At 38.9% G+C, this 25,563-nt stretch carries 21 protein-coding genes; 18 read left to right on the forward strand and 3 right to left on the reverse strand.

Annotation, left to right across the window (positions count from 1 at the left end; genetic code table 11):
• The first annotated feature begins 74 nt into the window (after positions 1-74).
• The 11 genes from ACFIJZ_RS03580 (at position 75) to truB (ending at position 12,463) form a co-directional block, all read left to right on the forward strand.
• A complete protein-coding gene (locus ACFIJZ_RS03580; protein WP_273790583.1) occupies positions 75-1,100 on the forward strand; it encodes a hemolysin family protein in 1,026 nt (341 codons plus the stop codon).
• Entirely contained in the window at positions 1,063-2,697 is a 1,635-nt protein-coding gene (lnt, locus tag ACFIJZ_RS03585) for an apolipoprotein N-acyltransferase (protein ID WP_375631072.1), read from the forward strand. The genes ACFIJZ_RS03580 and lnt overlap by 38 nt, the downstream gene beginning before the upstream one ends.
• Positions 2,698-2,845: 148 nt before the next feature.
• Positions 2,846-3,259, forward strand: a complete 414-nt coding sequence (locus ACFIJZ_RS03590; RefSeq protein WP_273790585.1) for a helix-turn-helix domain-containing protein — start codon at positions 2,846-2,848, stop codon at positions 3,257-3,259.
• Between the two features lie 130 nt (positions 3,260-3,389).
• Complete coding sequence (gene metK, locus ACFIJZ_RS03595; protein ID WP_273790586.1) at positions 3,390-4,658, forward strand: methionine adenosyltransferase; 1,269 nt, start codon at positions 3,390-3,392, stop codon at positions 4,656-4,658.
• Entirely contained in the window at positions 4,655-5,356 is a 702-nt protein-coding gene (locus tag ACFIJZ_RS03600) for a tRNA (guanine(46)-N(7))-methyltransferase TrmB (RefSeq protein WP_375631073.1), read from the forward strand. The genes metK and ACFIJZ_RS03600 overlap by 4 nt, the downstream gene beginning before the upstream one ends.
• A gap of 127 nt (positions 5,357-5,483) precedes the next feature.
• A complete protein-coding gene (gene rimP / locus ACFIJZ_RS03605) occupies positions 5,484-6,134 on the forward strand; it encodes a ribosome maturation factor RimP (protein ID WP_273790647.1) in 651 nt (216 codons plus the stop codon).
• Between the two features lie 47 nt (positions 6,135-6,181).
• The gene (nusA, locus tag ACFIJZ_RS03610) at positions 6,182-7,813 is read left to right on the forward strand and encodes a transcription termination factor NusA (protein ID WP_375631074.1); all 1,632 of its coding nucleotides are present in this window, start codon (positions 6,182-6,184) and stop codon (positions 7,811-7,813) included.
• On the forward strand, positions 7,814-8,449 hold the full coding sequence (locus ACFIJZ_RS03615) for an RNA-binding protein (RefSeq protein WP_375631075.1): 636 nt from the start codon (positions 7,814-7,816) through the stop codon (positions 8,447-8,449).
• On the forward strand, positions 8,446-10,965 hold the full coding sequence (gene infB, locus ACFIJZ_RS03620) for a translation initiation factor IF-2 (protein WP_273790590.1): 2,520 nt from the start codon (positions 8,446-8,448) through the stop codon (positions 10,963-10,965). Before ACFIJZ_RS03615 ends, infB begins: the two co-directional genes overlap by 4 nt.
• Before the next feature lie 123 nt (positions 10,966-11,088).
• On the forward strand, positions 11,089-11,496 hold the full coding sequence (gene rbfA, locus ACFIJZ_RS03625) for a 30S ribosome-binding factor RbfA (RefSeq protein WP_273790591.1): 408 nt from the start codon (positions 11,089-11,091) through the stop codon (positions 11,494-11,496).
• Between the two features lie 4 nt (positions 11,497-11,500).
• The gene (gene truB, locus ACFIJZ_RS03630; protein WP_273790592.1) at positions 11,501-12,463 is read left to right on the forward strand and encodes a tRNA pseudouridine(55) synthase TruB; all 963 of its coding nucleotides are present in this window, start codon (positions 11,501-11,503) and stop codon (positions 12,461-12,463) included.
• A gap of 462 nt (positions 12,464-12,925) precedes the next feature.
• On the opposite strand, the gene ACFIJZ_RS03635 is transcribed toward truB, so the two are convergent.
• The gene (locus ACFIJZ_RS03635; protein WP_375631076.1) at positions 12,926-14,554 is read right to left on the reverse strand and encodes an MFS transporter; all 1,629 of its coding nucleotides are present in this window, start codon (positions 14,552-14,554) and stop codon (positions 12,926-12,928) included.
• 314 nt (positions 14,555-14,868) lie between these two features.
• Between ACFIJZ_RS03635 and rpsO the strand changes: the two genes are divergently transcribed.
• The 3 genes from rpsO to ACFIJZ_RS03650 all read left to right on the forward strand — a co-directional run bounded on the left by rpsO (position 14,869) and on the right by ACFIJZ_RS03650 (position 18,654).
• A complete protein-coding gene (gene rpsO, locus ACFIJZ_RS03640; protein ID WP_005774142.1) occupies positions 14,869-15,138 on the forward strand; it encodes a 30S ribosomal protein S15 in 270 nt (89 codons plus the stop codon).
• 250 nt (positions 15,139-15,388) lie between these two features.
• The gene (gene pnp / locus ACFIJZ_RS03645) at positions 15,389-17,584 is read left to right on the forward strand and encodes a polyribonucleotide nucleotidyltransferase (RefSeq protein ID WP_375631077.1); all 2,196 of its coding nucleotides are present in this window, start codon (positions 15,389-15,391) and stop codon (positions 17,582-17,584) included.
• Positions 17,585-17,658: 74 nt separating this feature from the next.
• On the forward strand, positions 17,659-18,654 hold the full coding sequence (locus tag ACFIJZ_RS03650) for a class I SAM-dependent methyltransferase (RefSeq protein WP_375631078.1): 996 nt from the start codon (positions 17,659-17,661) through the stop codon (positions 18,652-18,654).
• Between the two features lie 19 nt (positions 18,655-18,673).
• Here ACFIJZ_RS03650 and hslU read toward each other — a convergent pair whose 3' ends face one another.
• Entirely contained in the window at positions 18,674-19,984 is a 1,311-nt protein-coding gene (hslU, locus tag ACFIJZ_RS03655; RefSeq protein WP_375631079.1) for an ATP-dependent protease ATPase subunit HslU, read from the reverse strand.
• Positions 19,985-20,566, reverse strand: coding sequence for an ATP-dependent protease subunit HslV (gene hslV / locus ACFIJZ_RS03660; RefSeq protein WP_012754621.1), 582 nt, complete (start codon positions 20,564-20,566; stop codon positions 19,985-19,987).
• Positions 20,567-20,786: 220 nt separating this feature from the next.
• On the opposite strand from hslV, the gene ACFIJZ_RS03665 reads away from it, so the two are divergent.
• The 4 genes from ACFIJZ_RS03665 to ACFIJZ_RS03680 all read left to right on the forward strand — a co-directional run bounded on the left by ACFIJZ_RS03665 (position 20,787) and on the right by ACFIJZ_RS03680 (position 25,325).
• The gene (locus tag ACFIJZ_RS03665) at positions 20,787-21,776 is read left to right on the forward strand and encodes an asparaginase (protein ID WP_375631080.1); all 990 of its coding nucleotides are present in this window, start codon (positions 20,787-20,789) and stop codon (positions 21,774-21,776) included.
• Between the two features lie 122 nt (positions 21,777-21,898).
• On the forward strand, positions 21,899-22,897 hold the full coding sequence (coaA, locus tag ACFIJZ_RS03670; protein WP_273790598.1) for a type I pantothenate kinase: 999 nt from the start codon (positions 21,899-21,901) through the stop codon (positions 22,895-22,897).
• A gap of 13 nt (positions 22,898-22,910) precedes the next feature.
• Complete coding sequence (locus ACFIJZ_RS03675) at positions 22,911-24,284, forward strand: M17 family metallopeptidase (RefSeq protein ID WP_375631081.1); 1,374 nt, start codon at positions 22,911-22,913, stop codon at positions 24,282-24,284.
• Between the two features lie 153 nt (positions 24,285-24,437).
• On the forward strand, positions 24,438-25,325 hold the full coding sequence (locus ACFIJZ_RS03680; protein WP_375631105.1) for an NlpC/P60 family protein: 888 nt from the start codon (positions 24,438-24,440) through the stop codon (positions 25,323-25,325).
• Positions 25,326-25,563: the final 238 nt, after the last annotated feature.

The raw sequence follows: 25,563 nt of genomic DNA on the forward strand, positions 1-25,563 counted from the left end.
CAATATTACCAGCATACCATTTAAAGCCTCTTATTTATCTGTTATAAAAAGAAAGTCTAAAAGATTTCAAAACCATGGCAAACAAAATAAATGCACAAAATAATAGTCAAGCATCTTCTAATAATGAAAAAGACCCCTCTCAACAGACGAATCATACAGAGAAATATTCCCTGATGAATCATTTATTTTCATTCTTACGGGGTCGTAATTGTGCATCTACGTCACTGCGCGATGATCTTACCGTTGCACTCACGACTAACAATGAAAAAGATACCGCCCTCTTCTCACCTGAAGAACGTACTATGCTGCATAACATTTTACGCTTACGTGAAGCACGCGTGGATGATGTTATGATACCTCGTTCTGAAATCGAAGCATTAGAAATAAACACCTCTCTTGGAGAAACCCTTCAATGTTTTGCAAAAATTGGTCATTCTCGTATACCCGTTTATGCTGAAACTTTAGATGATCCGCGCGGCATGATCCATATCCGCGATATTCTTAACTACATCACTCGCTTTATTATCAACCCAACAAAAACCGAACAAAAATCCGATTTGCTTCAATTAAACCATACAGACTTGCATACTCCAATCGGTGAATTGGATTTGATCCGAACAGTTCTCTTTGTTCCCAGTTCTATGCTTGCGAGCAAATTATTAACACGGATGCAAACTACACGAACTCAAATGGCTTTAGTTATTGATGAACATGGAGGAACAGATGGTCTCGTTTCAATGGAAGATATTGTTGAGTTAGTCGTTGGGGATATCGAAGATGAACATGATAATGTCGACAATGCTATCGTACGTGAACCAAATAATAAATGGCTCGTTGATGCAAGAACTGAACTAGAAGATGTGGAGAAAGCTCTTGGTCCTGATTTTATCGTAGGGGAATATGGTGATGAAGTTGATACTATTGGTGGTTTGATCGTCTCCATTCTTGATCGCATTCCTGCTAAAGGTGAAATTGTCGAAGCTGTACCTGGCTATAGATTTCGTATTTTAGAAGCTGATAAACGCCGGATTAAACGATTGCGCATTTTTCGCATTCCCAAAAATGAGAATCTTGAGAACAATGCCATCCCTAAAGAATAGTCCAGCGTTTTTAAACAATTTCATCGTTTTTTTGTTCTCTGTTATAGGCTGGAAGCGCCAAGCATGGATATTTCTGTGTGGTGCTCTTACTTCTTTTGCACTTCCACCCTTTTATTTAACACCTCTTTGCTTTTTAACTTTCCCTCTCTTTATTGTTTTACTTGACTCAATACGGGCCACCAAAAACAATAAAAAACATTTTTTTACTTACGCTTTAAGCTGTGGAACCTTTGGTTTTAGTTATTTTATTTGCGGCCTTTGGTGGCTATGCAATGCTTTGTTAACAGATCCAGATTCTTTTGGTTGGGCAGTCCCATTAGCCATTTTATTCCCTCCACTCTACCTTTCTCTTTATTGGTTTTTTTCTGGTTTCATTGTCGGTTTATTATGGACAAAAGGAATAGCACGCTTTTTTGTTTTAGCCTTTGCATTAGGATTATCCGAGTGGTTGCGTGCGTTTTTATTCACAGGATTTCCATGGAATTCTCTTGGCTATACAGCCATGCCAACCCCAATGTTCATGCAATCTGATGCAATCGTAGGACTTTACGGAATGAATATTCTTGCTGTATTAGCCTACAGTTTGCCAACTGTTTTATTAACGAATGAAAAAAAGAAAGTGGCACTTTCTCTTTGCTTATCACTTATATTCATTCACTGTGGTTTTGGGTTTTATCGTCTTCATACTATAGAAAACACAGCTGAAGATCAAAAAAGTGCTTATTGGGTGCGTATTGTTCAACCGTCCATCCAACAAAATATAAAATTGCGTGATAATACACGAGAAGCTATGTTGGAAGCGCATATGAAGCTAAGTGCAACACCAACAACCGATCAAAATTCAGAACCCGATTTTATCATATGGCCGGAAGCTTCCGTTCCTTACCTTCTTTATGATAACTCATCTATCACAATGCGCATTGCCTCTCTTTTAAAACCTAAACAATGGGCTATTATCGGAGCAATACGCGCCAGCAATGATCTACCTCATTCCCAAACACAATATTTTAATACAATTGCAGTCATTAATGCTCAAGGTAATATTTTAAATACCTCCGATAAACTTCATTTGGTTCCTTTTGGTGAGTATCTTCCTTATCAGAATTTATTGAAAAAAATTGGATTGCGTACCCTTGCCGATAATATTGGTGGATATAGTACTGCAAGTGTGCGCAAAATTGTTACAATGCCAAACGGATTTTCTTATCTACCCTTAATTTGTTATGAAGCAATATTTCCCCATGAAATGACTTTTCAAGGCTCCCCGCCTCAAGCAATTATTAATATTACAAATGATGCATGGTTTGGTGTAACACCTGGACCCTATCAACATCTTCAACAAGCACAGCTTCGTGCCGTTGAACTGGGAATCCCCCTCATACGGGCAGCCAATAATGGCATATCAGCTGTTATTGATTCTTATGGACGAATCGTTGTAGCTCTTCGACAAAATGCTGTGGGCATTATTGATTCACAAGTTCCATCATCCATTACCCCTATAGGAAGCAATGAATACAGAACTTTCTCTACTTTTATCTTATTCATCCTTATGCTATTGTGTCGTGTTGGTTTTGGTTCTACAAAACAGCTTAAATGATTCAAGTGCCCTTTGTACGGCATTATGTTGCGTGTACCAGTAGTATTGGGAAAAAATATTACATATTGTTTTAATTATATGATAAATCAGCTTCGCATAAATATGATGTTGATTTAGAAGAAAAGTGCTGGAAATAAAGAGTTGCATTATGACCGAAACTAGAAAAAAACCTGACCCTATAGATATCTATGTTGGAACTCGTATCCGTTTACGTCGTAATATTTTAGGACTCACTCAAGAGAAACTAGGTGAAAAATTAGGAATTACTTTTCAGCAAATCCAAAAATATGAAAAAGGAACAAACCGTATTGGTGCCAGTCGTCTTCAAGCGATAGCAGAAATTATGGATGTTCCTGTTTCTTACTTTTTTGATAAAGGTATTACCTCCCAACAAGTAGAGGGTTTTGCCGAAAGTGATCACAATTTTATAGACTTTTGTTCTAGCAGCGAAGGGATTCAGCTCATGCGCGCTTTTACAAATATATCTGATGCTAAAGTGCGTCGAAAAATTATTGACTTGGCAAAAGCACTTTCTGAGGAAGATGTGACAAATAAGTTATAAATTAAAATTATATCTTTTCTCTTTTATTCATATAAATTTGCATTGACGATTTGCTACAGAATTAGCAAATGGTAGCGACTTTAGTAAGCAATTAATTAAATCGTTGGTTTTCTTTTTTGAAGGAGTTCCTATGCCGCATCAAGATTATCTTTTTACGAGCGAATCGGTATCGGAAGGACATCCTGATAAAATTTGTGATCGTATTTCCGATGAAATCGTTGATATGATCTATAAAGAAGCTGAAAAGACTGGTACTGATCCATGGTTAGTACGCGTTGCCTGTGAAACGCTCGTCAGTGTCAACCGTGTTGTTATCGCTGGTGAAGTACGTGTTCCCGATACGCTATTAAAAAAAGATAAAAATAAAGAATTCATCTACGATGAAACTAGCTTTCCACTCATTAATCCTACACGTTTTCGTACAGCAGCGCGCCGTGCTATTCGTACCATTGGCTATGAACAAGCAGGATTCCATTGGAAAACTGTTAAAATTGATGTTCTTTTGCGCCCCCAATCAGCTGATATAGCAAGAGGGGTTGATAATGCTACGGATCGGCACGGTGAAGAAGGAGCAGGTGATCAAGGCATCATGTTTGGATATGCTTGCCGTGAAACACCTGATCTCATGCCTGCACCAATTTATTATGCGCATAAAATTCTCAAACTTCTTGCCGCAGCCCGACATAAAGGAGAGGGAGAAACTGGAAAATTAGGACCAGATGCTAAAAGCCAAATAACCATACGCTATAAAAATGGAAAACCAATAGAGGTCACATCCATCGTTCTTTCAACGCAGCACCTTGATGAAAGCTGGGATTCCAATAAAGTACGTACAGTGGTTGAGCCTTACATTCGCCAAGCTTTACATGACATTCCCATTGCAGCTCAATGCAGTTGGTATATTAACCCAACAGGAAAATTTGTTATTGGAGGACCTCAAAGCGATGCCGGATTAACGGGACGCAAAATTATTGTGGATACTTACGGAGGTGCAGCACCCCATGGAGGCGGTGCTTTTTCAGGAAAAGATACAACAAAAGTTGATCGTTCTGCTGCCTATGCGGCACGCTATCTGGCTAAGAATATTGTTGCTGCTCATTTAGCAGAGAGATGCACCATTCAACTCTCCTATGCAATTGGTATTGCACAACCTTTATCTATTTATCTTAATCTTCATGGAACAGGAAAAGTCGATGAAAAAGTTATTGAAGCAGCCATCCGCAAAATAATGGACCTTTCACCTACCGGCATTCGAAAACATCTTGACCTCAATAAACCTATTTATGCAAAAACAGCTGCCTATGGTCACTTTGGTCGTAAACCAAAAAACGATGGTTCGTTTTCATGGGAAAAAACTGATCTCGTGAAAACGCTTCAAACAATGATCCAAATCCCATGATTAAACATAATATACGTAAGAGTGAAGCATTTTTTGGACGCCGACAAGGAAAACAACTTCGAAACAGTCAGCTTACACGTATAAAAATGCTTCTCCCCAATTTTAATATTGATTTAAATGTTCCTCCTCCTTCAAACCTTACATCCTTATTTTCAAGCAAAGTAAGAGAAATTCGACTTGAAATCGGCTTTGGTGGAGGTGAACATTTACTTCATGAAATGGAATATTTTCCAAAAACTGGTTTTATCGGCGTCGAGCCCTTTATCAATGGCATGGCAAAAATATTGTTGTCTCTTGAACAGCATCAAAACCATCAAAATCGTCTTCGCCTCTATAATGATGATGCTACACGCCTCCTTGATTGGCTCCCTGATAACTCGCTTGATGGAATAGACCTCTTCTATCCCGATCCTTGGCCGAAAAAGAAACACTGGAAACGACGTTTCATCAACATAAAAAATCTTAACCGTTTTGCTCGTGTTCTTAAAATAGGGAAATTTTTTCGCTTTGCTAGCGATATAGACAGTTATGTAAACTGGACTTTGTACCATTGTGCACAACATGATCACTTTGAATGGAAAGCAGAAAGCCCTCAAGACTGGAAACTCCCTTATCCACTATGGAGTGGAACCCGCTATGAAGCAAAAGCTTTACGCGAAGGACGAACGCCTGCCTATCTTACCTTTATCAAGAAATAAATGATCAAGCGCTTTTCTCATAAACAACTTGAAAAATTTTGAATTTAAGAGTATCAATAGTTAAATTCTTGGTCTTATGATGAAGAGTGGGCCGTTGGACCCGCTCTTTTTTAATATCATAAAACTGATGAAAACAACTTGGATAAAATGTATGAACGAAGCTGAAAAAATAAGCAATCTTGACGAACCGCGCTTGTTTGAAGAAGAGGGTATCGAAGCACAGGTTGCTGCTCTTGTCATACCACTACTTAAACCTTTAGGTTTTCGTTTGGTTCGTGTAAAACTCCTTGGTCAAAATGGTTTAACACTTCAAATTATGGTTGAACGTGCCGATGGTTCTATGACCATAGAAGATTGTGAAACTGTTAGTCGAACTGTTTCCCCACTCCTTGATGTCCAAAATGTTATTGAACGCAAATATCATTTAGAAATCTCATCACCTGGAATTGATCGTCCATTGGTAAGAAAATCTGATTTTTTTCATTGGCAAGGGCATCTTGCAAAAATTGAAACAAAAATAATAATTGATGGGCGCCGAAAATTTCGCGGGACACTTACAAATATCACGCAAGATGGATTTATTTTAAACACTGATAAAGCTGCTTATGGAGAAGCCATGTATACCCCTATTTCCTTTTGTGATATCATAAATGCACATTTAGTGCTTACCGATGAGCTTATTCGCGATGCATTGAAACAAAATAAAGATTTAAGTCAACAATTCATTGCCGAAGAGAACGCTAACGACTCTATACAGACGCTCAATTTCAAAAAATAATATCACAGGGGAATACCCATCGTGTGGCACAAAGAAGGAGAAAATTGATGGCTACAAGCGCTAACAGGCTTGAGATTCTGCAAATTGCAGATGCTGTTGCACGTGAAAAGTCAATCGACCGTGAAATTGTCATTTCTGCGATGGCTGATGCTATTCAAAAAGCAGCACGTTCTCGTTATGGTCAAGAAACCAATATCCGTGCTGAAATCAATTCTAAAACAGGTGAAATTAAATTACAGCGCCTGCTTAAAATCGTTGATGTCGTTGAAGACTATACAACGGAAATTACTTTGTCTGATGCTCTCAAACATCAAGCAGAAGCAAAAATTGGTGATTTTTTTGCTGATCTTTTACCTCCTATGGATTTTGGACGTATCGCAGCACAATCTGCTAAACAGGTTATTGTACAAAAAGTACGCGACGCAGAGCGTGATCAGCAATATGAGGAATTCAAAAATAAAGTTGGTGAAATTATTTCTGGTACAGTTAAGCGTGTGGAATATGGTAACGTCATCGTTGATCTAGGGCGCGGTGAAGCTATTGTGCGCCGTGATGAATTAATTCCTCGTGAATCATTCCGCTATGGAGATCGCATTCGTGCTTTTGTCAATGATGTACACCGTGAAACGCGTGGGCCGCAAATCTTCCTTTCACGCACACATCCCCAATTTATGGTAAAACTTTTCACTATGGAAGTGCCAGAAATTTATGATGGTATTATAGAAATCAAATCTGTAGCTCGTGATCCAGGTTCACGGGCTAAAATCGCCGTTGTTTCACGCGATGGTTCCATTGATCCTGTTGGAGCATGCGTTGGAATGCGAGGAAGTCGTGTACAAGCTGTTGTTGCTGAATTACAAGGCGAAAAAATTGATATTATTCCTTGGTCGCCTGATGCGGCAACATTTGTCGTTAATGCACTGCAACCTGCTGAAGTTTCTAAAATTATCCTTGATGAAGATGCTGAACGGATTGAAGTTATTGTGCCAGATGATCAACTTAGCCTTGCTATTGGACGACGTGGGCAAAATGTTCGCTTGGCTTCACAGCTAACAGGATGGAACATTGATATTTTAACGGAAAAGGAAGAATCTGAAAATCGTCAAAAAGAATTTACTGAACGGAGTAAATTGTTTATGGAAGCCTTAGAGGTTGACGAAATGATCGGACAGGTTATGGCATCAGAGGGTTTTTCTTCTATTGAAGAAATCGCCTATATTGATCTTGAAGAAATCGCTTCTATTGATGGTTTTGACCATGATACCGCCGCTGAAATCCAAAGTCGTGCCCGCGAATATCTTGATCATCAAGAAAAAGAACTTGATGAAAAACGCAAAAAGCTCGGAGTTTCTGACGAATTGCGAACACTTCCTGGAATGACAAGTGCTATGTTGGTTGCTGTAGGTGAGGATGGTGTAAAAACAATAGAAGACTTTGCTGGCTATGCCGTTGATGATTTAGCTGGTTGGAGAGAACGCAAAGAAGGTCAAACACAGAATTTTTCTGGTATTTTAACCCCTTTTGACATTACACGCGCAGATGCAGAAGCTATGGTTTTAGCCGCACGTGTACAAGCAGGCTGGATAGACCAAGCTGATCTTGTTACAGAAAATCCTGTAGAAGATGAAAATTCTACAGAAAATGAAAAAATAGATGATTTGGATGTGGATACACTTTAAATGAATGAACGGACTTGCATTGTGACCCGAAAAAATGCTTCAGCACAAACGCTGATCCGTTTTGTTATTGGTCCCAATAACCAAATTGTTCCTGATCTTAAAGCGAATTTACCAGGGCGTGGTGTTTGGATTTCCGCCCATCACGCTGTTATTGAGAAAGCAATAAAACAGAAAGCTTTTCATAAAAATTTTAAAACAGATGTTGAGGTTGCACCAAATCTTGTGCATGTTATTGATACGCTTTTACTAAAAGCCGCTCTTTCAAGCCTTTCCATGGCACGAAAAGCGGGAGCAATTGTTATGGGAGCAACAAAGGTTGACGCTGCTATCCGCTCTGGTAAAGTTATTCTTGTACTTCATGCTAAAGAAACAACAGAAGATGGGAAACGAAAAATTGCACAGGCCATCCATTCAATACAACAACAAACAAATCGGACTATAAAAACCATATCTTTATTTACAAGTGATGAAATGCGAGTGGCTTTTGGCTCTAATCCTGTAATGCACGCGGCCTTACTGGACACAAAGGCTGCTGAAGGATTTCTCAAAACGACATGTAAATTGATCAGCTATCGTGACGACAAGCATAGTAAGTCTAGTGAGATGACGGCACAAGCCGTGAAGGAAGTACAATGAGTGAAAATAACAACGACAAAACAACCGTCAAGAAGACACTAACTCTCAAGAGGTCTGTCTTGGAAACGAGCACGGTTAAACAAAATTTTAGTCATGGCCGTACGAAGGCTGTCGTTGTCGAAACCAAACGGCGTAAAATTACGCGACCTGATGAAAAAGCTGAAACCCTACAGCCCATTACAAAGCCGCATGTGGCCCCCCAGCGTTCTAAACCGCGTTTTGAGGGAAAAAAGCCTCAAGAATCTGTGGCCAAAAGCAATCTTTCATCAACTGAAATGGAAGCGAGACTTCGCGCGTTAGAAGAAGCACATATCCAAGAAAGAATAACGCGAGAACAAGCCGAAGAAGAAGCAAGACGCGCTAAAGAGCGTGAAGAAATTTTACAGCAAGAAAGTAAAGAAAAAGAAATACATCTCCAACAAGAAGAAGAAATATCACCAGTACAGACTCCACCTGTTCCCCCTCTCATTGAACAGACAGATATTCCTATTGCGCCTAAAAACACAACCGTGATTGAAAAACGCAAAATAGATGACAATAAAGAGGAAGAACGGCATAGTCGGCGTGCTAATCCTGCTAAATCAGAAATACGTGTACCAAAAGTTGTCAAAGGAGCTGATGAGCGGCGACGCGGAAAGCTAACTCTGAATAGTGCACTGGATGAAGAAGGAAACGCACGTGGGCGCTCAATGGCTGCAATGCGGCGTAGACAGGAAAAGTTTAAGCGTGCACAAAATCAAGAACCAAGAGAAAAAATTTCTCGCGAAGTTGTTCTTCCTGAAACGATTACCATTCAAGAGCTCGCACAACGTATGACGGAGCGTTCTGTTGATGTGATTAAATTCTTGATGAAACAAGGACAAATGATGAAACCTGGCGATGTTATTGATGCAGATGTTGCCGAACTCATCGCTGTTGAATTTGGCCATACTGTTAAACGTGTTTTAGAATCTGACGTAGAAGAAGGTATCTTTAATATAAAAGATAATCCTCAAAACATGCAGCAGCGTCCCCCTGTTGTAACCATTATGGGCCATGTTGACCACGGAAAAACTTCTCTTTTGGATGCTATTCGTAAAGCAAATGTTGTTTCTGGCGAAGCAGGAGGTATTACGCAGCATATTGGTGCCTATCAAGTAGAACAAAACGGTCAAAAAATTACCTTTATTGATACACCTGGTCATGCTGCATTTACGGCTATGCGTGCACGTGGAGCTCGTGTTACTGATATTGCTGTTCTCGTTGTAGCCGCTGATGATAGTGTTATGCCCCAAACGATTGAATCAATCAATCATGCGAAAGTTGCTGGTGTACCTATCATTGTTGCTATCAACAAAATTGATAAACCAGCTGCGAATGCACAAAAAGTACGTACAGAACTTCTACAACATGAAGTGTTTGTTGAAACTATGGGCGGTGAAACTTTGGACGTTGAAGTTTCTGCTAAAACTGGTCAAAATCTTGATAAACTTCTCGAAGCTATCCTTCTTCAGGCTGAAATGCTTGATCTGAAAGCAGATCCTCAACGAACTGCAGAAGGCGTTATCATTGAAGCCAAATTGGATCGCGGACGTGGATCTGTTGCAACAGTTCTTGTTCAAAAAGGTACATTACACCCTTCTGATATTATAGTTGCCGGAAATGAATGGGGTCGTGTGCGTGCTTTGATTGACGACCATGGCCGCCATGTCAAAGAAGCCGTTCCCTCTACACCGATTGAAATTTTAGGAATGCAAGGAACACCACAAGCCGGAGACCGTTTTGCTGTTGTCACACATGAAGCAAAAGCACGTGAAATTTCTGAATATCGTCAACGATTAGCACGTGATAAAGCTGTTGCGCGGCAAACTGGTTCGCGTGGTTCTCTTGAACAGATGATGACAAAATTGCAAACGACTGGTGTTAAGGAGTTTTCTCTTATTATAAAAGGGGATGTGCAAGGATCAATTGAAGCAATTGCTTCAGCATTGGAAAAACTCGGAAATGATGAGGTTCGTGCGCGTATTGTACATTCTGGTGCTGGAGGAATTACCGAAAGTGATATTTCTCTTGCGGAAGCTTCTAACTCTGCTGTAATTGGCTTTAATGTTCGAGCCAATAAGCAGGCACGTGATTTTGCTAAAACACAAGGAATTGAAATTCGTTATTATAACATCATTTATGATCTTGTTGACGATATCAAGGCTGCCATGTCTGGATTACTCTCACCAGAACAGCGTGAAACTTTCCTTGGTAATGCTGAAATTCTAGAAGTCTTTAACATTACAAAAATTGGAAAAGTTGCAGGATGTCGTGTTACAGAAGGTAAAATAGAACGAGGAGCCGGTGTTCGCCTTATCCGCGATAATATCGTTATTCACGAAGGAAAGCTGAAAACACTCAAACGTTTTAAAGATGAAGTCAGTGAAGTGCAAAGTGGTCAAGAATGTGGAATAGCCTTTGAAAATTATGACGACATGCGCGCAGGAGACATCATTGAGACCTTCCGTATCGAACATATTAATCGTACATTATAAAATAATCCAATAACCTTATTCTGTTATAAAATGAGAAAAAGTTATTAGATTTTATACACAATATCTTTTTTTCCTTATCTAAATGGTCAAAAAAAGAGATCTTGTAGCAAGGATAAAACTTTGATGAAAAATGCAGGACCATCACAACGGCAACTTAGAGTAGCAGAGCAAGTACGTCATGCAGTAGCGCATATATTACAGCGTGATATTTTGCTTGATGATATCTTAAAAGATATTGTTATTTCTGTCTCTGAAGTACGCATGTCACCAGATTTAAAAATTGCTACTTGCTTTGTATCACCTCTCAGCACTCTTAAAAATGCTTCTCATACCGATGTTGTTGATACCCTCAATAAACATAGTCGTTTTCTCCGTGGAGAAATCAGTCATGCGTTGCGACAAATGAAATATATGCCAGAACTGCGTTTCCGGCTTGATAATAGTTTTGATAATTTTTCAAAAATTGATGCCCTCCTTCGCTCGCCTGAGGTTGCACGCGATCTTCACCATAGTGATATAGATGAGGATTAAAGATATGGCGCGGCAACACAAGAAAAAAGGGCGTCCTGTTTCTGGCTGGGTCATATTTGATAAACCAAAAGGAATGAAATCAACAGAAGCTGTCTCACAAATCAAATGGCTCTTTCATGCTCAAAAGGCAGGACATGCGGGTACACTTGATCCTCTTGCTTCTGGTCTCCTTCCTATTGCATTGGGCGAAGCAACCAAAACCGTTCCTTACGTGATGCAAGGCAAAAAAACTTACCGTTTTCATATTGCTTGGGGGCAAGAGCGCTCAACAGATGATCTAGAAGGAGAAATAACGAAAACTTCTCTCAAACGTCCAACACAAGAAGAAATACTTGCTCTTCTTCCTCAATATACAGGTGTTATTTTGCAAACACCTCCACAATTTTCAGCAATCAAAATTGCCGGAAATCGTGCCTATGATTTAGCGCGTGAAGGGGAAGTTGTTGAAATTCCGCCCCGTGAAGTGGAAATAGAAACTTTCAAGTTATTAGAAATGCCTACTAAAGAGCATTCTGTCTTTGAAATAACCTGCGGAAAAGGAACTTATGTGCGCTCTTTAGCACGCGATATGGGACGTGATCTCGGTTGCTATGGGCATATTGCTGATTTAAGACGTATTGCCGTCGCACCTTTTGATGAAGAAGATCTCATTACATGGGAGGAACTAAAAGCGGCCATTCCGCCAAATAAAAATACTACAGATGAAAATAATCGTTCTTTTGAAAAAAACTTCTCAACACTCGATGGGCTCTTAATTGACACAAGTGCCGCATTAGATTGCCTCCCTCACTATATCCTTAATGAAACTCAAGCACAGAGAATTATCAAGGGTCATTCTATCCTCTTGAATCATCACAAAGTACCTCTTGATGAAGAGGAAATTTGTGTCCTCTATAAGGAACAACTTCTTGCTATTGGCATTCTCGACAAAGGTCTATTTAAACCAAAGCGGATTTTCACAATTTAATCGATTCTTTTCCACAACCACCTTTTGCGAAAAGATATTTTTCTCTATCAATTAAGAAAAATATGGTGCTTTTCATTGTCTATATTTACCGTATTCATATCAAAATTTAAGTCAGTGCTATAAGCTAACACCACCACACATTTTTTCCTCTTAATGTCGCAATAATCCTTGCATTTGAAGGAATTCATAAGAGGCTTTTTATTTCTTTTTCACTCATTTTTACGCACACTTTAGCCCTCGTTTGTAATGTGCAAGCGAAGATGTGGACTGATTTACTCTAAATAGATTTGAAACGAGAAAAGCTTAAGACTTTCAGAACTATCACTCAACATGAAAAATGGTAAATAACCGTTATAAATCAATTCATTAACTATTGAAACAGCAATTTTTTGTTATGATTAAGCTAACAAATTGATCGAAATAATATTAACATATTTAATATTTACAAAAACTGTTTTAACCCTAAGGGAGATGATCAGAGGAAACTTTTAAAAGCATCTCATTGGCTTGAGGTATTGTTTGGCGTTCAATCATGCGGTGCACTCTTATACCGTTAGGAGCACAATTTAAATGACGCAGACGCTTATTGACTTCTGCATCTGCTTTTGTACGACGATGATTATGGCGTAAATAATCTACCCATGTTGGCATATGATAAGCCTCTGTCCAATATTCAGGTCTTTCAAGATCTCGTAAAAGGACCCACTGACGCGCACCATCACGTAATCGAATATGGCGTCGACGCGTCATCACTTTGAGAAACTCTTCGAGTTCATTTTCATGAATTTGGTAATCAATCATTATCATGATCGGGCCACTTCTTGCTTTGAGGTCGAGTAATAGTTCCGGCTCTCTAAAATGATCAAGAGGATTTAAATCTATCTGAGGAATTTCTTGAATTCTAAATTTTACCCCTGCAAGAGCACCAAAAATCAAGAATAAAGAACAAACGCTCAAAGCAATTGTTGGAGAATAACCATCAGCTAAACCTCCCCAGATTGCACTTCCAATAGCCATCCCCCCATAAGATGCCGTTTGATAAAGAGCTAAAGAACGTGCAACAACCCAGCGTGGTGTAGAGAGTTGTACAGATGTATTAAACAATGATAAGGCCAAAACCCAACATAAACCTGCAGGAAATAAAGCAATATGGCTTATAATCAGTGAACGGCTGATTCCCAATAAAAAGCAAGAAAAGGCGAAACCAATAAATGCACTTGCAATAATTGTTTCTGAACGAAAATGATGCCGTACAACTGCATTAATAATACCTGCTGTCATGGCTCCTAACCCAAAACAACCGAGCAATGTACCATAAAGAAGGGCACTTCCTCCAAGAACTTTATGCGCAACAATTGGCAAAAGTGCTAAAATAGAAGTTGCTCCTATACCAAAAAGGAACGCTCGAACCATAATGCTCAGGAGATTAGGTGACATCGCAACATAACGCAAACCATCTGAGACAGCTCCTAACAGCCTTTCTCGTGGCAATGAGTTGTTTTCATAATTCGACTTCCAGAAAAACAACGCACCAATAAGAGGAATATAGCTTATAGCATTAAACAAAAAAGCAGCCGATGCCCCTAAAGTTGCAATGATGGCACCACCAATAGCAGGACCAACACTCCGCATCAAATTAAAGCCAACACTATTCAAACTAACAGCAGCAGGAATATTTTCCCTGCTCACAATATCTCCTATCGTTGCTTGCCAAGAAGGATTATAAAAAGCTGTGCCACATCCAATCAAAAACGTAAAACATAACAAAAGCCAAGGTGTTAGAAATCCCATATAGGCTAAAACAGATAAACTCATCGATATGACCATCATCATAATCTGTGCACACAACATAATTTGACGCCGATTAAAATTATCAGCTAATGCCCCTGCCATCAAAGAAAACATAACAAGTGGTAATGTTGTGGCACTTTGAACTAGCCCAACCATGGAATGCGAAGAACTAATCAACGCCATTAACCACCCTGCTCCAACAGCTTGTATCAGCCCCCCTAAATTAGAAATAAGAGTAGATGACCATAAATTTCGAAATACCGAATTACGAAAAAGTTTTAATGTTGAAATGCTCTGCATCTTTTTCCTCCAACGGTATTTATCACTTTTGTTACCACTCACACACACTCATAATCTTTGTATCAAAAGGATGCATAATTGTTTAAAAAACTTCTCATAAAACTCTATTTAAATCAATATTTCAAAACAAAAGCTTTTATTTAAAGAAAGACTTCAAAATGCTGTCAAGGACTAGTATTTTAACCTTCTTTCCTATATAAGAACGAAATTAGGTAAGAGTCTTCGACTTTTCCTGTTTTCTCACAGACCCTAGCTGAACGACATCTCGGCTATGGGTGACTTTATGTTTCTTCGTTTTTGGAAAGGATAATACGATGTCGATTACAGCTGAACGTAAACAAGCTCTTGTCGCAGAATACGCAAACAAAGTTGGTGATACAGGATCACCAGAAGTACAGATTGCTGTACTTTCTGAACGTATTTCTAATTTAACAAACCACTTTAAATCTCACAAAAAGGATAATCATTCTCGTCGAGGTCTTTTGAAGATGGTGTCTCAACGCCGGCGTCTTCTTGATTATCTTAAAGGAGTTGACCAAAATCGTTATCAGACACTTATAAAGAAGTTAGGTTTACGTCGCTAAAAGAAAAATGGAGGTGGTATTTAAAAAAACCACCCATTTTTTCAATGTGTTGCTTTTAATTAAAAATTTTAAAAACTGATAAGTTATTATGGGATAGGACTGCTCATCGTTTCACATTTAATGCGATTTACTTCTCTCTTCTCGCAACAAAGGAAGTAATTTGTTGTCCACCCCAAAACTTGCAAATATGCTACGCACAACCAGAATGTAAGCAATCAAAGATTTAAACACTGGTCATTAAGGATAAAAAATGTTCAAAACGCACAAGATAGAAATTGAATGGGCTGGGCGTCCTCTCACCCTTGAGACAGGGAAAATAGCGCGTCAAGCTGATGGTGCAGTGATTGCTACCTATGGAGAAACTATTGTCTTAGCAACCGTTGTATCGGCCAAAAACCCAAAACCAGACCAGGACTTTTTTCCACTCACTGTTAATTATCAAGAAAAATTCTATGCTGTTGGTAGAATACCTGGAGGCTATTTAAAACGTGAAAGTCGACCAAGTGAAAATGAAACTTTGGTTTCACGTTTGATTGATCGCCCAATTCGTCCCCTTTTCGTTGAGGGATATAAAAATGATACACAAGTTATTGTTTCCGTTATACAGCATGATCTCGAAAACAATCCCGATATCCTTGCGATGATTGCATCTTCTGCCGCATTGACCCTGTCAGGTGTTCCTTTCATGGGACCTATAGCTGGTGCACGCGTTGGCTATTGTAATGGACAATATGTTCTTAATCCTCATATCGATGAAATGCCTGAATCAAAACTTGATCTTGTTGTTGCTGGAACAGAAAGTGCTGTTTTGATGGTTGAATCAGAAGCACAAGAATTACCGGAAGATATCATGTTGGGGGCCGTGATGTTTGGTCACCAAGGCCTTCAACCTGTCCTTGATGCCATTATAAAGCTTGCTGAAGTTGCTGCAAAAGATCCTCGTGATTTTGTTCCTGAAGATCTTTCTGAACTTGAAAAAGCGATGCAGAAAATGGCAGAACAGGATATACGAAAGGCTTACACAATTACTGATAAGCAAGAACGTTATGCTGCAATTGATGCACTAAAGACAGAAATCCTCAATAAATTTATGCCAGAAACAGAAAAAGACTGTCAATTTAGTACAGATCAAATTGCAACCGTATTTAAACAGTTGCAAGCAAAAATTGTTCGTGGGAACATTCTTGATACCCAAAAGCGGATTGATGGACGCAATCTTTCTACCGTGCGCCCTATCCAATCAGAAGTAGGTATTTTACCCCGCACACATGGATCAGCTCTCTTTACCCGCGGAGAAACACAAGCTATTGTCGTTGCAACACTAGGAACTGGTGAAGATGAACAATATGTTGATTCCTTAACGGGAATGTATAAGGAAACATTCCTTCTCCATTACAATTTCCCACCATTTTCAGTGGGTGAAACGGGACGCCTTGGTTCTCCTGGTCGTCGTGAAATTGGACATGGTAAATTGGCATGGCGGGCAATTCACCCCATGTTGCCAACGAAAGAATCTTTTCCTTATACCATTCGTGCTGTCTCAGAAATCACTGAATCCAATGGCTCTTCTTCTATGGCAACGGTTTGTGGAACCTCACTTGCTCTTATGGATGCTGGTGTTCCTCTAGCACGCCCTGTTGCTGGTATTGCTATGGGCTTGATTAAAGAAGGAGAACGCTTTGCTGTTCTTTCTGATATTTTAGGGGATGAAGATCATCTTGGAGATATGGATTTTAAAGTCGCAGGAACAGAAAATGGTATTACTGCCTTGCAAATGGATATCAAAATTGATGGTATTACCGAAGAGATTATGAAAATCGCGCTTGAACAAGCCAAAGGAGGCCGAATCCATATCCTTAATGAGATGGCAAAAGCTTTAACCAGTGCACGTGCTGAGCTGAGTGAATTTTCTCCACGAATCGAAGTTATGAATATTTCTGTCGATAAAATCCGTGATGTTATCGGCTCTGGTGGTAAAGTTATTCGGGAAATCGTGGAACAAACTGGAGCAAAAATTAATATTGAAGATGATGGTACCATTAAAATTGCTTCTGCTGATGCTAAAACCATTGAAGCGGCAAAACGCTGGATCCATTCTATTGTCGATGAGCCTGAAGTTGGTGCTATCTACCAAGGAACAGTTGTAAAAACTGCAGAATTTGGTGCATTTATAAACTTCTTTGGTTCTCGTGATGGACTCGTTCATATCTCTCAGCTTGCATCAGAACGCGTCAGCAAAACAACCGATATTGTAAAAGAAGGTGACAAAGTTTGGGTTAAATTAATGGGCTTTGATGAGCGTGGAAAAGTTCGGTTATCAATGAAGGTCGTTGATCAAACAACCGGAAAGGAAATCACCGGTGATAAAGCGATAAATGAAGAAAAGTGCGTGGATGAAAAAAAACAACCTGAAAATAAGCGCCGCCGTAAGAAAAAAGAAGAGTAAGTTTTTCTTCTTATCGTATCATGAAATGCCATCCCAATATTGGAGTGGCATTTTTTTCTTTGAAAGAGTCATATGTGTTATTATTTTTGCCTTTTGAAAATCATGAACTCCCGTATCCTGATCCAAACCAGTGTTGGCTAAGTTTTGGTTTAACAGAAATCCCAGCTCAAGAATGGGCACAAAATTTAAGAGTTATTACGCCTTGGCGACCAGATTTTTTAAAATTTGTCGATACTCAATTTCACTGCTCTCCTCAAATAGATAAAACCTTCAGCTATGATGGTGCATTTTTACATTTGAGCAAATATCGTGGTTTGAACCAAAATTGTTTTCTTGATTTATTAGAATGCGTTAAACCCAATGGATGGATTGTAATCAGTGGGAATAAAACTGTTGGAGCTGCTTCAATGATGAAATGGGTCAAAACAATTGTTCCCATCACCAATAAATTATCTAAAAATCATGGTCTTGTATTTTGGTTGCAAGTTCCTCAACAAATTGAGAGACATAACATTGCGCAATTGCGCTCACCACCGCTCACTTTTGGTAATTTTCAAACCGCTTCTGGTATGTTCTCACACGGACGTATTGATCCAGGATCTGCTGCGCTTGCGTCTTATATGTTCAAAGTTATTTCTGGAAAAACGGCTGATTTTGGTGCTGGATGGGGCTATCTTTCTCACGTTGCACTTGAAAGAAGTGAAAAACTCACCGCTCTAGACCTTTATGAAGCCGACTACAACGCTTTGAGAGCAGCAAAACGGCACCTTAAATCCATAACAGCTCCTTTTCCAATTCATTTTTATTGGCATGACCTTGTACATGAACCTATCACAAATCTATATGACACAATCATTTCAAATCCACCGTTTCACACACAACAAACGACAGATGTTTCATTAGGAAAAAATTTTATTATAAATGCTGCAAAGTGCTTAAAACCAAGCGGCAGTCTGCTTTTTGTTGCAAACCGCCACCTGCCTTATGAAACATTATTAAAAAATATTTTCCGCACAGTGTTGATACATGAACAAGCCCATGGTTTCAAAATTATCGAAGCGCGCAGATAAACAAAACAAGCAATAACTTTCAAAGAATAAAACGGGAAAGATCGATATCAGCAGCAAGCTCGCCAATAGATTTTCTTACGTAAGCAGCATCAATTTTAAACGATGTTCCAGCTTTATCTGGCGCCGTAAAAGAAATCTCATCCAAAACGCGCTCCATCACTGTTTGCAAACGACGTGCCCCTATATTTTCAATCCTTGCATTTAAATCTACAGCAATATCTGCTAAAGCATCAATTGCATCATCGGTAATTTCCAAATGAACCTCTTCCGTTGCCATAAGAGCAATATATTGTTTAATCAAACTGGCTTCTGGTTCTGTTAGAATGCGTCGTAAATCTTCCCTTGTTAAAGGATTGAGCTCCACACGGATGGGCAAACGTCCTTGAAGTTCCGGTAATAAATCAGATGGCTTGGAAACATGAAATGCACCTGAGGCAATAAAAAGAATATGATCTGTTTTGATTTGCCCATATTTTGTAGCAATTGTTGTTCCTTCCACCAAAGGCAAAAGATCACGTTGAACGCCCTCACGCGAAATCGCAGCACTGGCTCCACCGTCTCGAGTTGCAATTTTATCAATCTCATCAATAAAAACAATACCATCATTTTCAGCAACACGAAGCGCCTCTTGAATAATTTGCTCCTGATCAAGGAGTTTTTCAGATTCATCATCAATGAGCGGTTTAAAAGAATCCTTTACCGTCGTCTTACGGACTTTTGTACGACTGCCCATTTTGCCCAAAATATCTGATAAATTCATAATACCCATTTGTGCCCCAGGCATACCAGGAATATCAAAGGTTGAAGCACTATTGCTATTATTATCGGCGACTTCAATTTCAATCTCTTTCTCATCCAGCTCACCTTCACGCAATTTTTTACGAAAACTATCACGGGTAGCAGGACTTGCTGTTTTACCAACAAGGGCATCTAAAACGCGCTCTTCAGCATTCACGTGAGCCTTTTCTTTTATTTCATCTCGTTTCTTTTCACGTACAAGAGAAATGGCAATTTCAACAAGATCTCGAATAATTTGCTCAACATCACGTCCCACATAACCAACTTCAGTAAATTTCGTCGCTTCTACTTTAACGAAGGGTGCTCCAGAAAGTTTTGCTAATCGACGTGCGATTCCTGTTTTACCAACACCTGTTGGCCCTATCATTAAAATATTTTTTGGCATAACTTCTTCACGCATCGGCTCATCAAGCTGTTGCCTACGCCACCGATTGCGCAATGCAATAGCTACAGAGCGTTTGGCATCATTTTGGCCAATAATAAAACGATCAAGTTCAGAAACAGTCTCACGAGGGGAAAATACAACACACATTTAAATAGCTTTCTCTAAAGAAGATAATTCTGCATCCAATGTTTCAATCGTAAAATGATCATTGGTGTAAACACAAATTTTAGCGGCAATAGCCATAGCTTTACGAGCAATAGTTTCTGCATCCAAATCCAAATCCATGAGTGCACGCGCTGCTGAAAGAGCAAAATTTCCTCCAGAGCCAATTGCCATAACCCCATCTTCTGGTTCTAAGACATCACCAAGCCCTGTTAAAGCCAAAGTTACTTTCTTATCAGCCACGAGCATCATTGCTTCGAGACGACGCAAATAGCGATCTGTTCGCCAATCTTTTGCAAGTTCTACACAGGCACGCATAAGCTGATCAGGATATTGTTCAAGCTTTGTTTCCAATCTCTCCAGTAATGTAAAAGCATCTGCCGTAGCACCTGCAAAACCAGCAATAACCACTCCGTTCTTTCCAAGACGACGCACTTTACGTGCATTGCCTTTCATAATTGTCTGTCCAAGAGAGACCTGACCATCACCGGCCATCACGACTTTTCCACCTTTTCGTACCGTAATAATTGTTGTACCATACATTATGTCTGGCTTATGTTCTGTCATAAGGAAACTCCTTAATATTAACTTTACTTTTTAATATTGATTTCTTTTCATACAATGTAAAACTCAATTACTATTGTCCTATTTAAGAACATATACAGCAAAACACAATGATTCAGCATAACTCAATTTGTTGAAAATGGAAAAATGATATCATTGTTGTCAATGTAAATTACTGCTAAATAGCTTTATATAAACAGTTTGTGCTTTTTAGAGGAAAATTATGAAAAAAATAGCCATAGGGACCTTAGGTGGAACAATTGCAATGACTGCTGATAGTTTTGGTCACATGCAACCGACTTTAACTTCAGATAACCTTATAAAAAGTGTTCCTGATTTAAATAACGTTGCTGATATTCATGCACAAACATTAATGCAAATACCAAGTGGATCTTTATCGTTTCAAATGCTTTTTGAAATAATTAAGTGGGCAAAACAACAAATAAACGCTGGTGCAGAAGGTATTGTTTTAACACAAGGGACTGATACTCTGGAAGAAACAGCTTTTTTTCTTTCTCTTTATTGGAAGGAGGCTGAACCACTCATCATAACCGGCGCTATGCGCATGCCTCATGAAGCAGGCGCGGATGGCCCCGCAAACATTTTAGCAGCCACTCGTGTCGCAGCAGCCACACAAAGTCGTAACAGGGGCGTTCTCGTTGTCATAAATGATGCAATTCATTCACCTTATTGGCTCTATAAAAGCCATACCGTCAAAGTCGAAACATTTCAATCAGGTCTTGCAGGTGTTTTAGGAACTATTTTAGAGGGAAAACTTATTTATTTCAATGATCGAAAATTTTTTCCGACAACGTTTGATCTTCCCCAAAATCATGATCATCAAATTGCACTCCTCTATTCCTCTTTATCATCTGGTGCACAATTAATGAAACTATGCCTTGAAAGTGGGTATTATGCTGGAGTTGTTATTGCTGGTTTTGGTGCGGGGCACTGTAGTTTTCAAGAAGCAGACCTTGTACAACAATATGCACAAAAAATACCAATCATTATTGCTAGTCGTTGTTGTAATGGCTCAACAACTCGTATAACTTATGGCTATAAAGGCTCCGAAATCGATATGATTGCTTCTGGTGCTCTCATGTCTGGTTATTTATCAGCCGTAAAAGCGCGTCTACTTTTATGGGCTTTTTTGGCGCAAGGGCACGCATTAGCACAAATCCGTGCAAACTGGAATGACTGGACTATAAGTTAATGAAAAATGATCTATTATCTTAAAAGAAGAGAGCATGCAAAACAAAATTTATTTGAAAATAAAGCCGCTCTTCTGTCTGCTCTTAATCAATTGCTGCTGCAAAAAAATCTCGACAAATACAAATGATTGATACAACTATACAAAAAATTAATCAGAAAGATAATCTGGTCAAATCTGTTTCTGACCGATATTCACCCTATCGTGTTTTTACTGCACAAGAATGGTCAGAGTTTCGTGAAGACACACCTCTTACTTTGACTTTTGATGAAATTAAGCGTTTACGCTCTATTGATGATCCTATCGATCTTAAAGAAGTCCAACGCATTTATCTTTCTTTATCGCGTCTGTTATCATGCCATGTTGAAGCAGTACAGGAACTTTTCCACAAACGTCAGCAGTTTCTCCATCAAGAAGAGAGTAGAAAAACGCCCTTTATTATTGGAATTGCTGGTTCTGTAGCTGTAGGAAAATCAACCACGGCTCGCATTCTTCAAGAACTGTTGAAACGTTGGACATCTAGTCTTAAAGTTGATCTAATCACAACGGATGGTTTTCTCTATCCTAACGCAATCTTACAGCAAAAAAATCGTATGAATCGTAAAGGATTTCCTGATTCCTATGACATTAAAAAGCTGCTGTGCTTTCTTTCGGCTATAAAAGCAGGTATCGGAAATGTCCGTGCCCCACTTTACTCACATATGACCTATGATGTTCTAGAAAATCAGACAATTACCATCGATCGTCCTGATATTTTAATTGTTGAAGGTATTAATGTATTACAGGTCAGTGATCTTCCTAAAGATGGAAAAGCTATTCCTTTCGTATCAGATTTTTTTGATTTTTCAATCTATGTCGATGCCGAAACAGAAGTCATTCGTCACTGGTATTTGGAGCGCTTTAAACGTTTGCGTAAAACAACTTTTCAAAATCCTGAATCCTATTTTCATCGTTATGCCCACCTCAATGAAAAAGAAGCCTCAAAAATCGCTGAGGATCTTTGGCAAACGATTAATTTAAAAAATTTACAGGAAAATATATTGCCAACACGACCACGGTCCAATCTCATTCTACGAAAGGGAAAAAATCATTTGGTCGAATATGTCGCACTTAGACGACTATAAGGATCTCATAACTATGCAGCACCACCACATTCATTTTACCTCAACGCGTATCGATAACAGTTGCCCTATCATCTTGGTAAACCAAAGAAATCTTGCTAACTTATCACTTGATGCGTCAACAACAGCATGGATAAAAGTTAATGACTTTACTGGAAAAGCGGGACAAATACTCTTTGTTCCTCACGAAACGGGGCATTTAAAAAAAGTTTTATTTGGAATTGGCAATAATAGCGATCCTTTTATCACAGGAGTTCTTGCTCAAAAACTTCCTGCTGGCCAATGGCATTTAGAAGGTACAACCTCTGATGAAATAAATACCTATCTTGGATTAGCATTCGGTAGCTATCAATTTAATCGCTATCGTCAAAATTCTTCTTTCAAATCATTATCCATCCATGTCAATGAGGCCGTTGATCTTAATGAACTCCAACGAATTTATGAAGCTGTCTTTTTCGTCCGTGATCTCATTAATATTCCAGCCAATGATATGACCCCTGATGCTCTCGAAAAAGAAGCTCGAAAACTAGGAAAAACCTACGGTGCTCACATCAAAAGTATTTGTGGAGATGATCTCTTAACCCATAACTTTCCGATGATTCATGCTGTAGGACGAGCAGGCAGCACTGCACCACGACTGATTGAGTTACTCTGGGGGAAAGAACATCATCCTAAAATAACGTTGGTGGGCAAAGGCGTAACTTTTGATACTGGAGGACTCGATATTAAATCAGCCAATAACATGTTGCTTATGAAAAAAGACATGGGGGGTGGAGCAAACGTTTTGGGATTGGCTAAACTTATCATGGATGCAAAATTGCCTTTCCGTCTACGTGTTTTGATTCCAGCTGTAGAAAATGCAATTTCTGCGAATGCTTACCGACCAAGTGATATCCTCAGAAGTCGTAAAGGTTTAAGTGTTGAAGTAGGTAATACAGATGCTGAAGGGCGCCTTGTCCTTGCCGATGCACTCGCCTATGGTGATGAAGAAAGTCCACAATTCATGCTTTGTATGGCTACTTTAACAGGGGCAGCGCGTATAGCATTAGGACCAGATCTTCCCGCATTTTATTGTAATGATTCAATATGGGCACAACAAATTTCTGAATCTGCTCACGCTGTCTTTGATCCTCTTTGGCAAATGCCCCTTTGGAAACCTTACCAAGAAATGTTATCATCACCAATTGCTGATCTTAACAATGTAACTGGAAATAGCTTTGCTGGTTCTATAACAGCTGCTTTATTTCTTAATTCTTTTGTTGAAAAAGCTGAACATTTTGCGCATTTTGACCTTTATGGATGGATTCCAAAAGAAAAACCAGGATACCCTATTGGTGGATCAGCACAAACTATTCGTGCCCTTTATAATATTTTTAAAAATGAAGTTTGACACACAATATTCAAAAAAATAGACAATTTTGCAGCTTAAAGAATAATTGGTCTTACACAGTATTCTTAGTTTTGTTTGAGGATAAAAATCTTACCAATACAGCTTTCATGAGTTTGTTTAAAGGTAAGAAGTAACAAAATGGAAAGCAAAAAGATGATCTCTAAAGACCCAAGACTTCATGCATTCAGAGATGATCTAGCAGATCAACGTCTTGAAACAGAAATTACAGCTCAGCGCTTTGTTCAAGGTGAAAAAAGACGTGTTAATACAGCGGTCGCTGGACTTTTTAAAGAAAATAGTAAAAAAAGTGAAAGACAAACAGAATGCTTATTGGGAGAAGAACTTCTCATTTTTGAACAAGGGGAAACAATGTCGTGGGGACAATCACTCAAAGATGGTTATGTTGGTTATATTGATACAAAAGTTCTTTGTACATCAACCATAAAACAAACGCATGTGGTTTCAGTACCACGTACATTTAAATATTTACACGCTGACTTACGTGGACCAATAGTGTCCCCTTTATCTATGGGAAGCAAAGTCAGTGTTGTTGATGAAATTGAAGTCCGTGACACAATGTATTCTATTCTTGAAAATGGAACAGCAATCATTACGAGCCATCTCAGCCCCATTGGACGCGTATATGAAGATTATGTCACAGTTGCAGAAACCTTTATCCGTACACCTTATCTTTGGGGTGGTGTCAGCGGTTTTGGAATTGATTGTTCAGGACTCATTCAGCTCTCTATGATGATGACCAATCAAATAGTTTTACGTGATACCGATATGCAGCAAGAAACTATAGGCAGTCCTCTTACAGATACTGATAAACTTCAACGAGGCGATTTAATTTTTTGGAAAGATCATGTTGCTATTATGGTCGATCACGCAAATATTATTCACGCAAATGGTTTTTCTATGGACGTTATGATTGAGCCATTGGAAAACGCAATTACGCGTATCGCTAAAAAAAATCAATATCCCATCGCAAAACGCCGTCCAATTCAAGAAACTTCATACATGCCTCCTATAAAAAATTAATTGAATGTTTTATTATACAATATATTGATTTATAAGGATAATTATCCATCATTCACTCTGCGTCAAGCATTCTAAATATCGTAAAATTTTTTATTTCAAATCTGTTTTTATGTTGGATCAATCAAAGCCGCTTGTCTGTTCATCACAAGCGTAATTGATGTATAAGTAAAAATGATTATGAAAAGAAAAATATTCCTTCTGAATGCCCTCAAATGCCAAGAGCTATCGTAATATTGGG

This window comes from Bartonella sp. CL70QHWL, assembly GCF_042194855.1.
In the GTDB taxonomy this organism is placed as follows: Bacteria; Pseudomonadota; Alphaproteobacteria; order Rhizobiales; family Rhizobiaceae; genus Bartonella.

Excerpts from the sequence above, each read along its gene's own strand:
- ACFIJZ_RS03600 (WP_375631073.1), top strand. The coding sequence starts at position 4,655 with ATGATTAAACATAATATACGTAAGAGTGAAGCATTTTTTGGACGCCGA.
- ACFIJZ_RS03590 (WP_273790585.1), top strand. The coding sequence starts at position 2,846 with ATGACCGAAACTAGAAAAAAACCTGACCCTATAGATATCTATGTTGGA.
- metK (WP_273790586.1), top strand. The coding sequence starts at position 3,390 with ATGCCGCATCAAGATTATCTTTTTACGAGCGAATCGGTATCGGAAGGA.
- ACFIJZ_RS03580 (WP_273790583.1), top strand. The coding sequence starts at position 75 with ATGGCAAACAAAATAAATGCACAAAATAATAGTCAAGCATCTTCTAAT.
- hslV (WP_012754621.1), bottom strand. The coding sequence starts at position 20,566 with ATGACAGAACATAAGCCAGACATAATGTATGGTACAACAATTATTACG.
- nusA (WP_375631074.1), top strand. The coding sequence starts at position 6,182 with ATGGCTACAAGCGCTAACAGGCTTGAGATTCTGCAAATTGCAGATGCT.
- ACFIJZ_RS03665 (WP_375631080.1), top strand. The coding sequence starts at position 20,787 with ATGAAAAAAATAGCCATAGGGACCTTAGGTGGAACAATTGCAATGACT.
- lnt (WP_375631072.1), top strand. The coding sequence starts at position 1,063 with ATGAGAATCTTGAGAACAATGCCATCCCTAAAGAATAGTCCAGCGTTT.
- hslU (WP_375631079.1), bottom strand. The coding sequence starts at position 19,984 with ATGTGTGTTGTATTTTCCCCTCGTGAGACTGTTTCTGAACTTGATCGT.
- infB (WP_273790590.1), top strand. The coding sequence starts at position 8,446 with ATGAGTGAAAATAACAACGACAAAACAACCGTCAAGAAGACACTAACT.
- pnp (WP_375631077.1), top strand. The coding sequence starts at position 15,389 with ATGTTCAAAACGCACAAGATAGAAATTGAATGGGCTGGGCGTCCTCTC.
- truB (WP_273790592.1), top strand. The coding sequence starts at position 11,501 with ATGGCGCGGCAACACAAGAAAAAAGGGCGTCCTGTTTCTGGCTGGGTC.
- ACFIJZ_RS03635 (WP_375631076.1), bottom strand. The coding sequence starts at position 14,554 with ATGCAGAGCATTTCAACATTAAAACTTTTTCGTAATTCGGTATTTCGA.
- rimP (WP_273790647.1), top strand. The coding sequence starts at position 5,484 with ATGAAAACAACTTGGATAAAATGTATGAACGAAGCTGAAAAAATAAGC.
- ACFIJZ_RS03675 (WP_375631081.1), top strand. The coding sequence starts at position 22,911 with ATGCAGCACCACCACATTCATTTTACCTCAACGCGTATCGATAACAGT.
- rpsO (WP_005774142.1), top strand. The coding sequence starts at position 14,869 with ATGTCGATTACAGCTGAACGTAAACAAGCTCTTGTCGCAGAATACGCA.
- coaA (WP_273790598.1), top strand. The coding sequence starts at position 21,899 with ATGATTGATACAACTATACAAAAAATTAATCAGAAAGATAATCTGGTC.
- rbfA (WP_273790591.1), top strand. The coding sequence starts at position 11,089 with ATGAAAAATGCAGGACCATCACAACGGCAACTTAGAGTAGCAGAGCAA.
- ACFIJZ_RS03615 (WP_375631075.1), top strand. The coding sequence starts at position 7,814 with ATGAATGAACGGACTTGCATTGTGACCCGAAAAAATGCTTCAGCACAA.
- ACFIJZ_RS03680 (WP_375631105.1), top strand. The coding sequence starts at position 24,438 with ATGATCTCTAAAGACCCAAGACTTCATGCATTCAGAGATGATCTAGCA.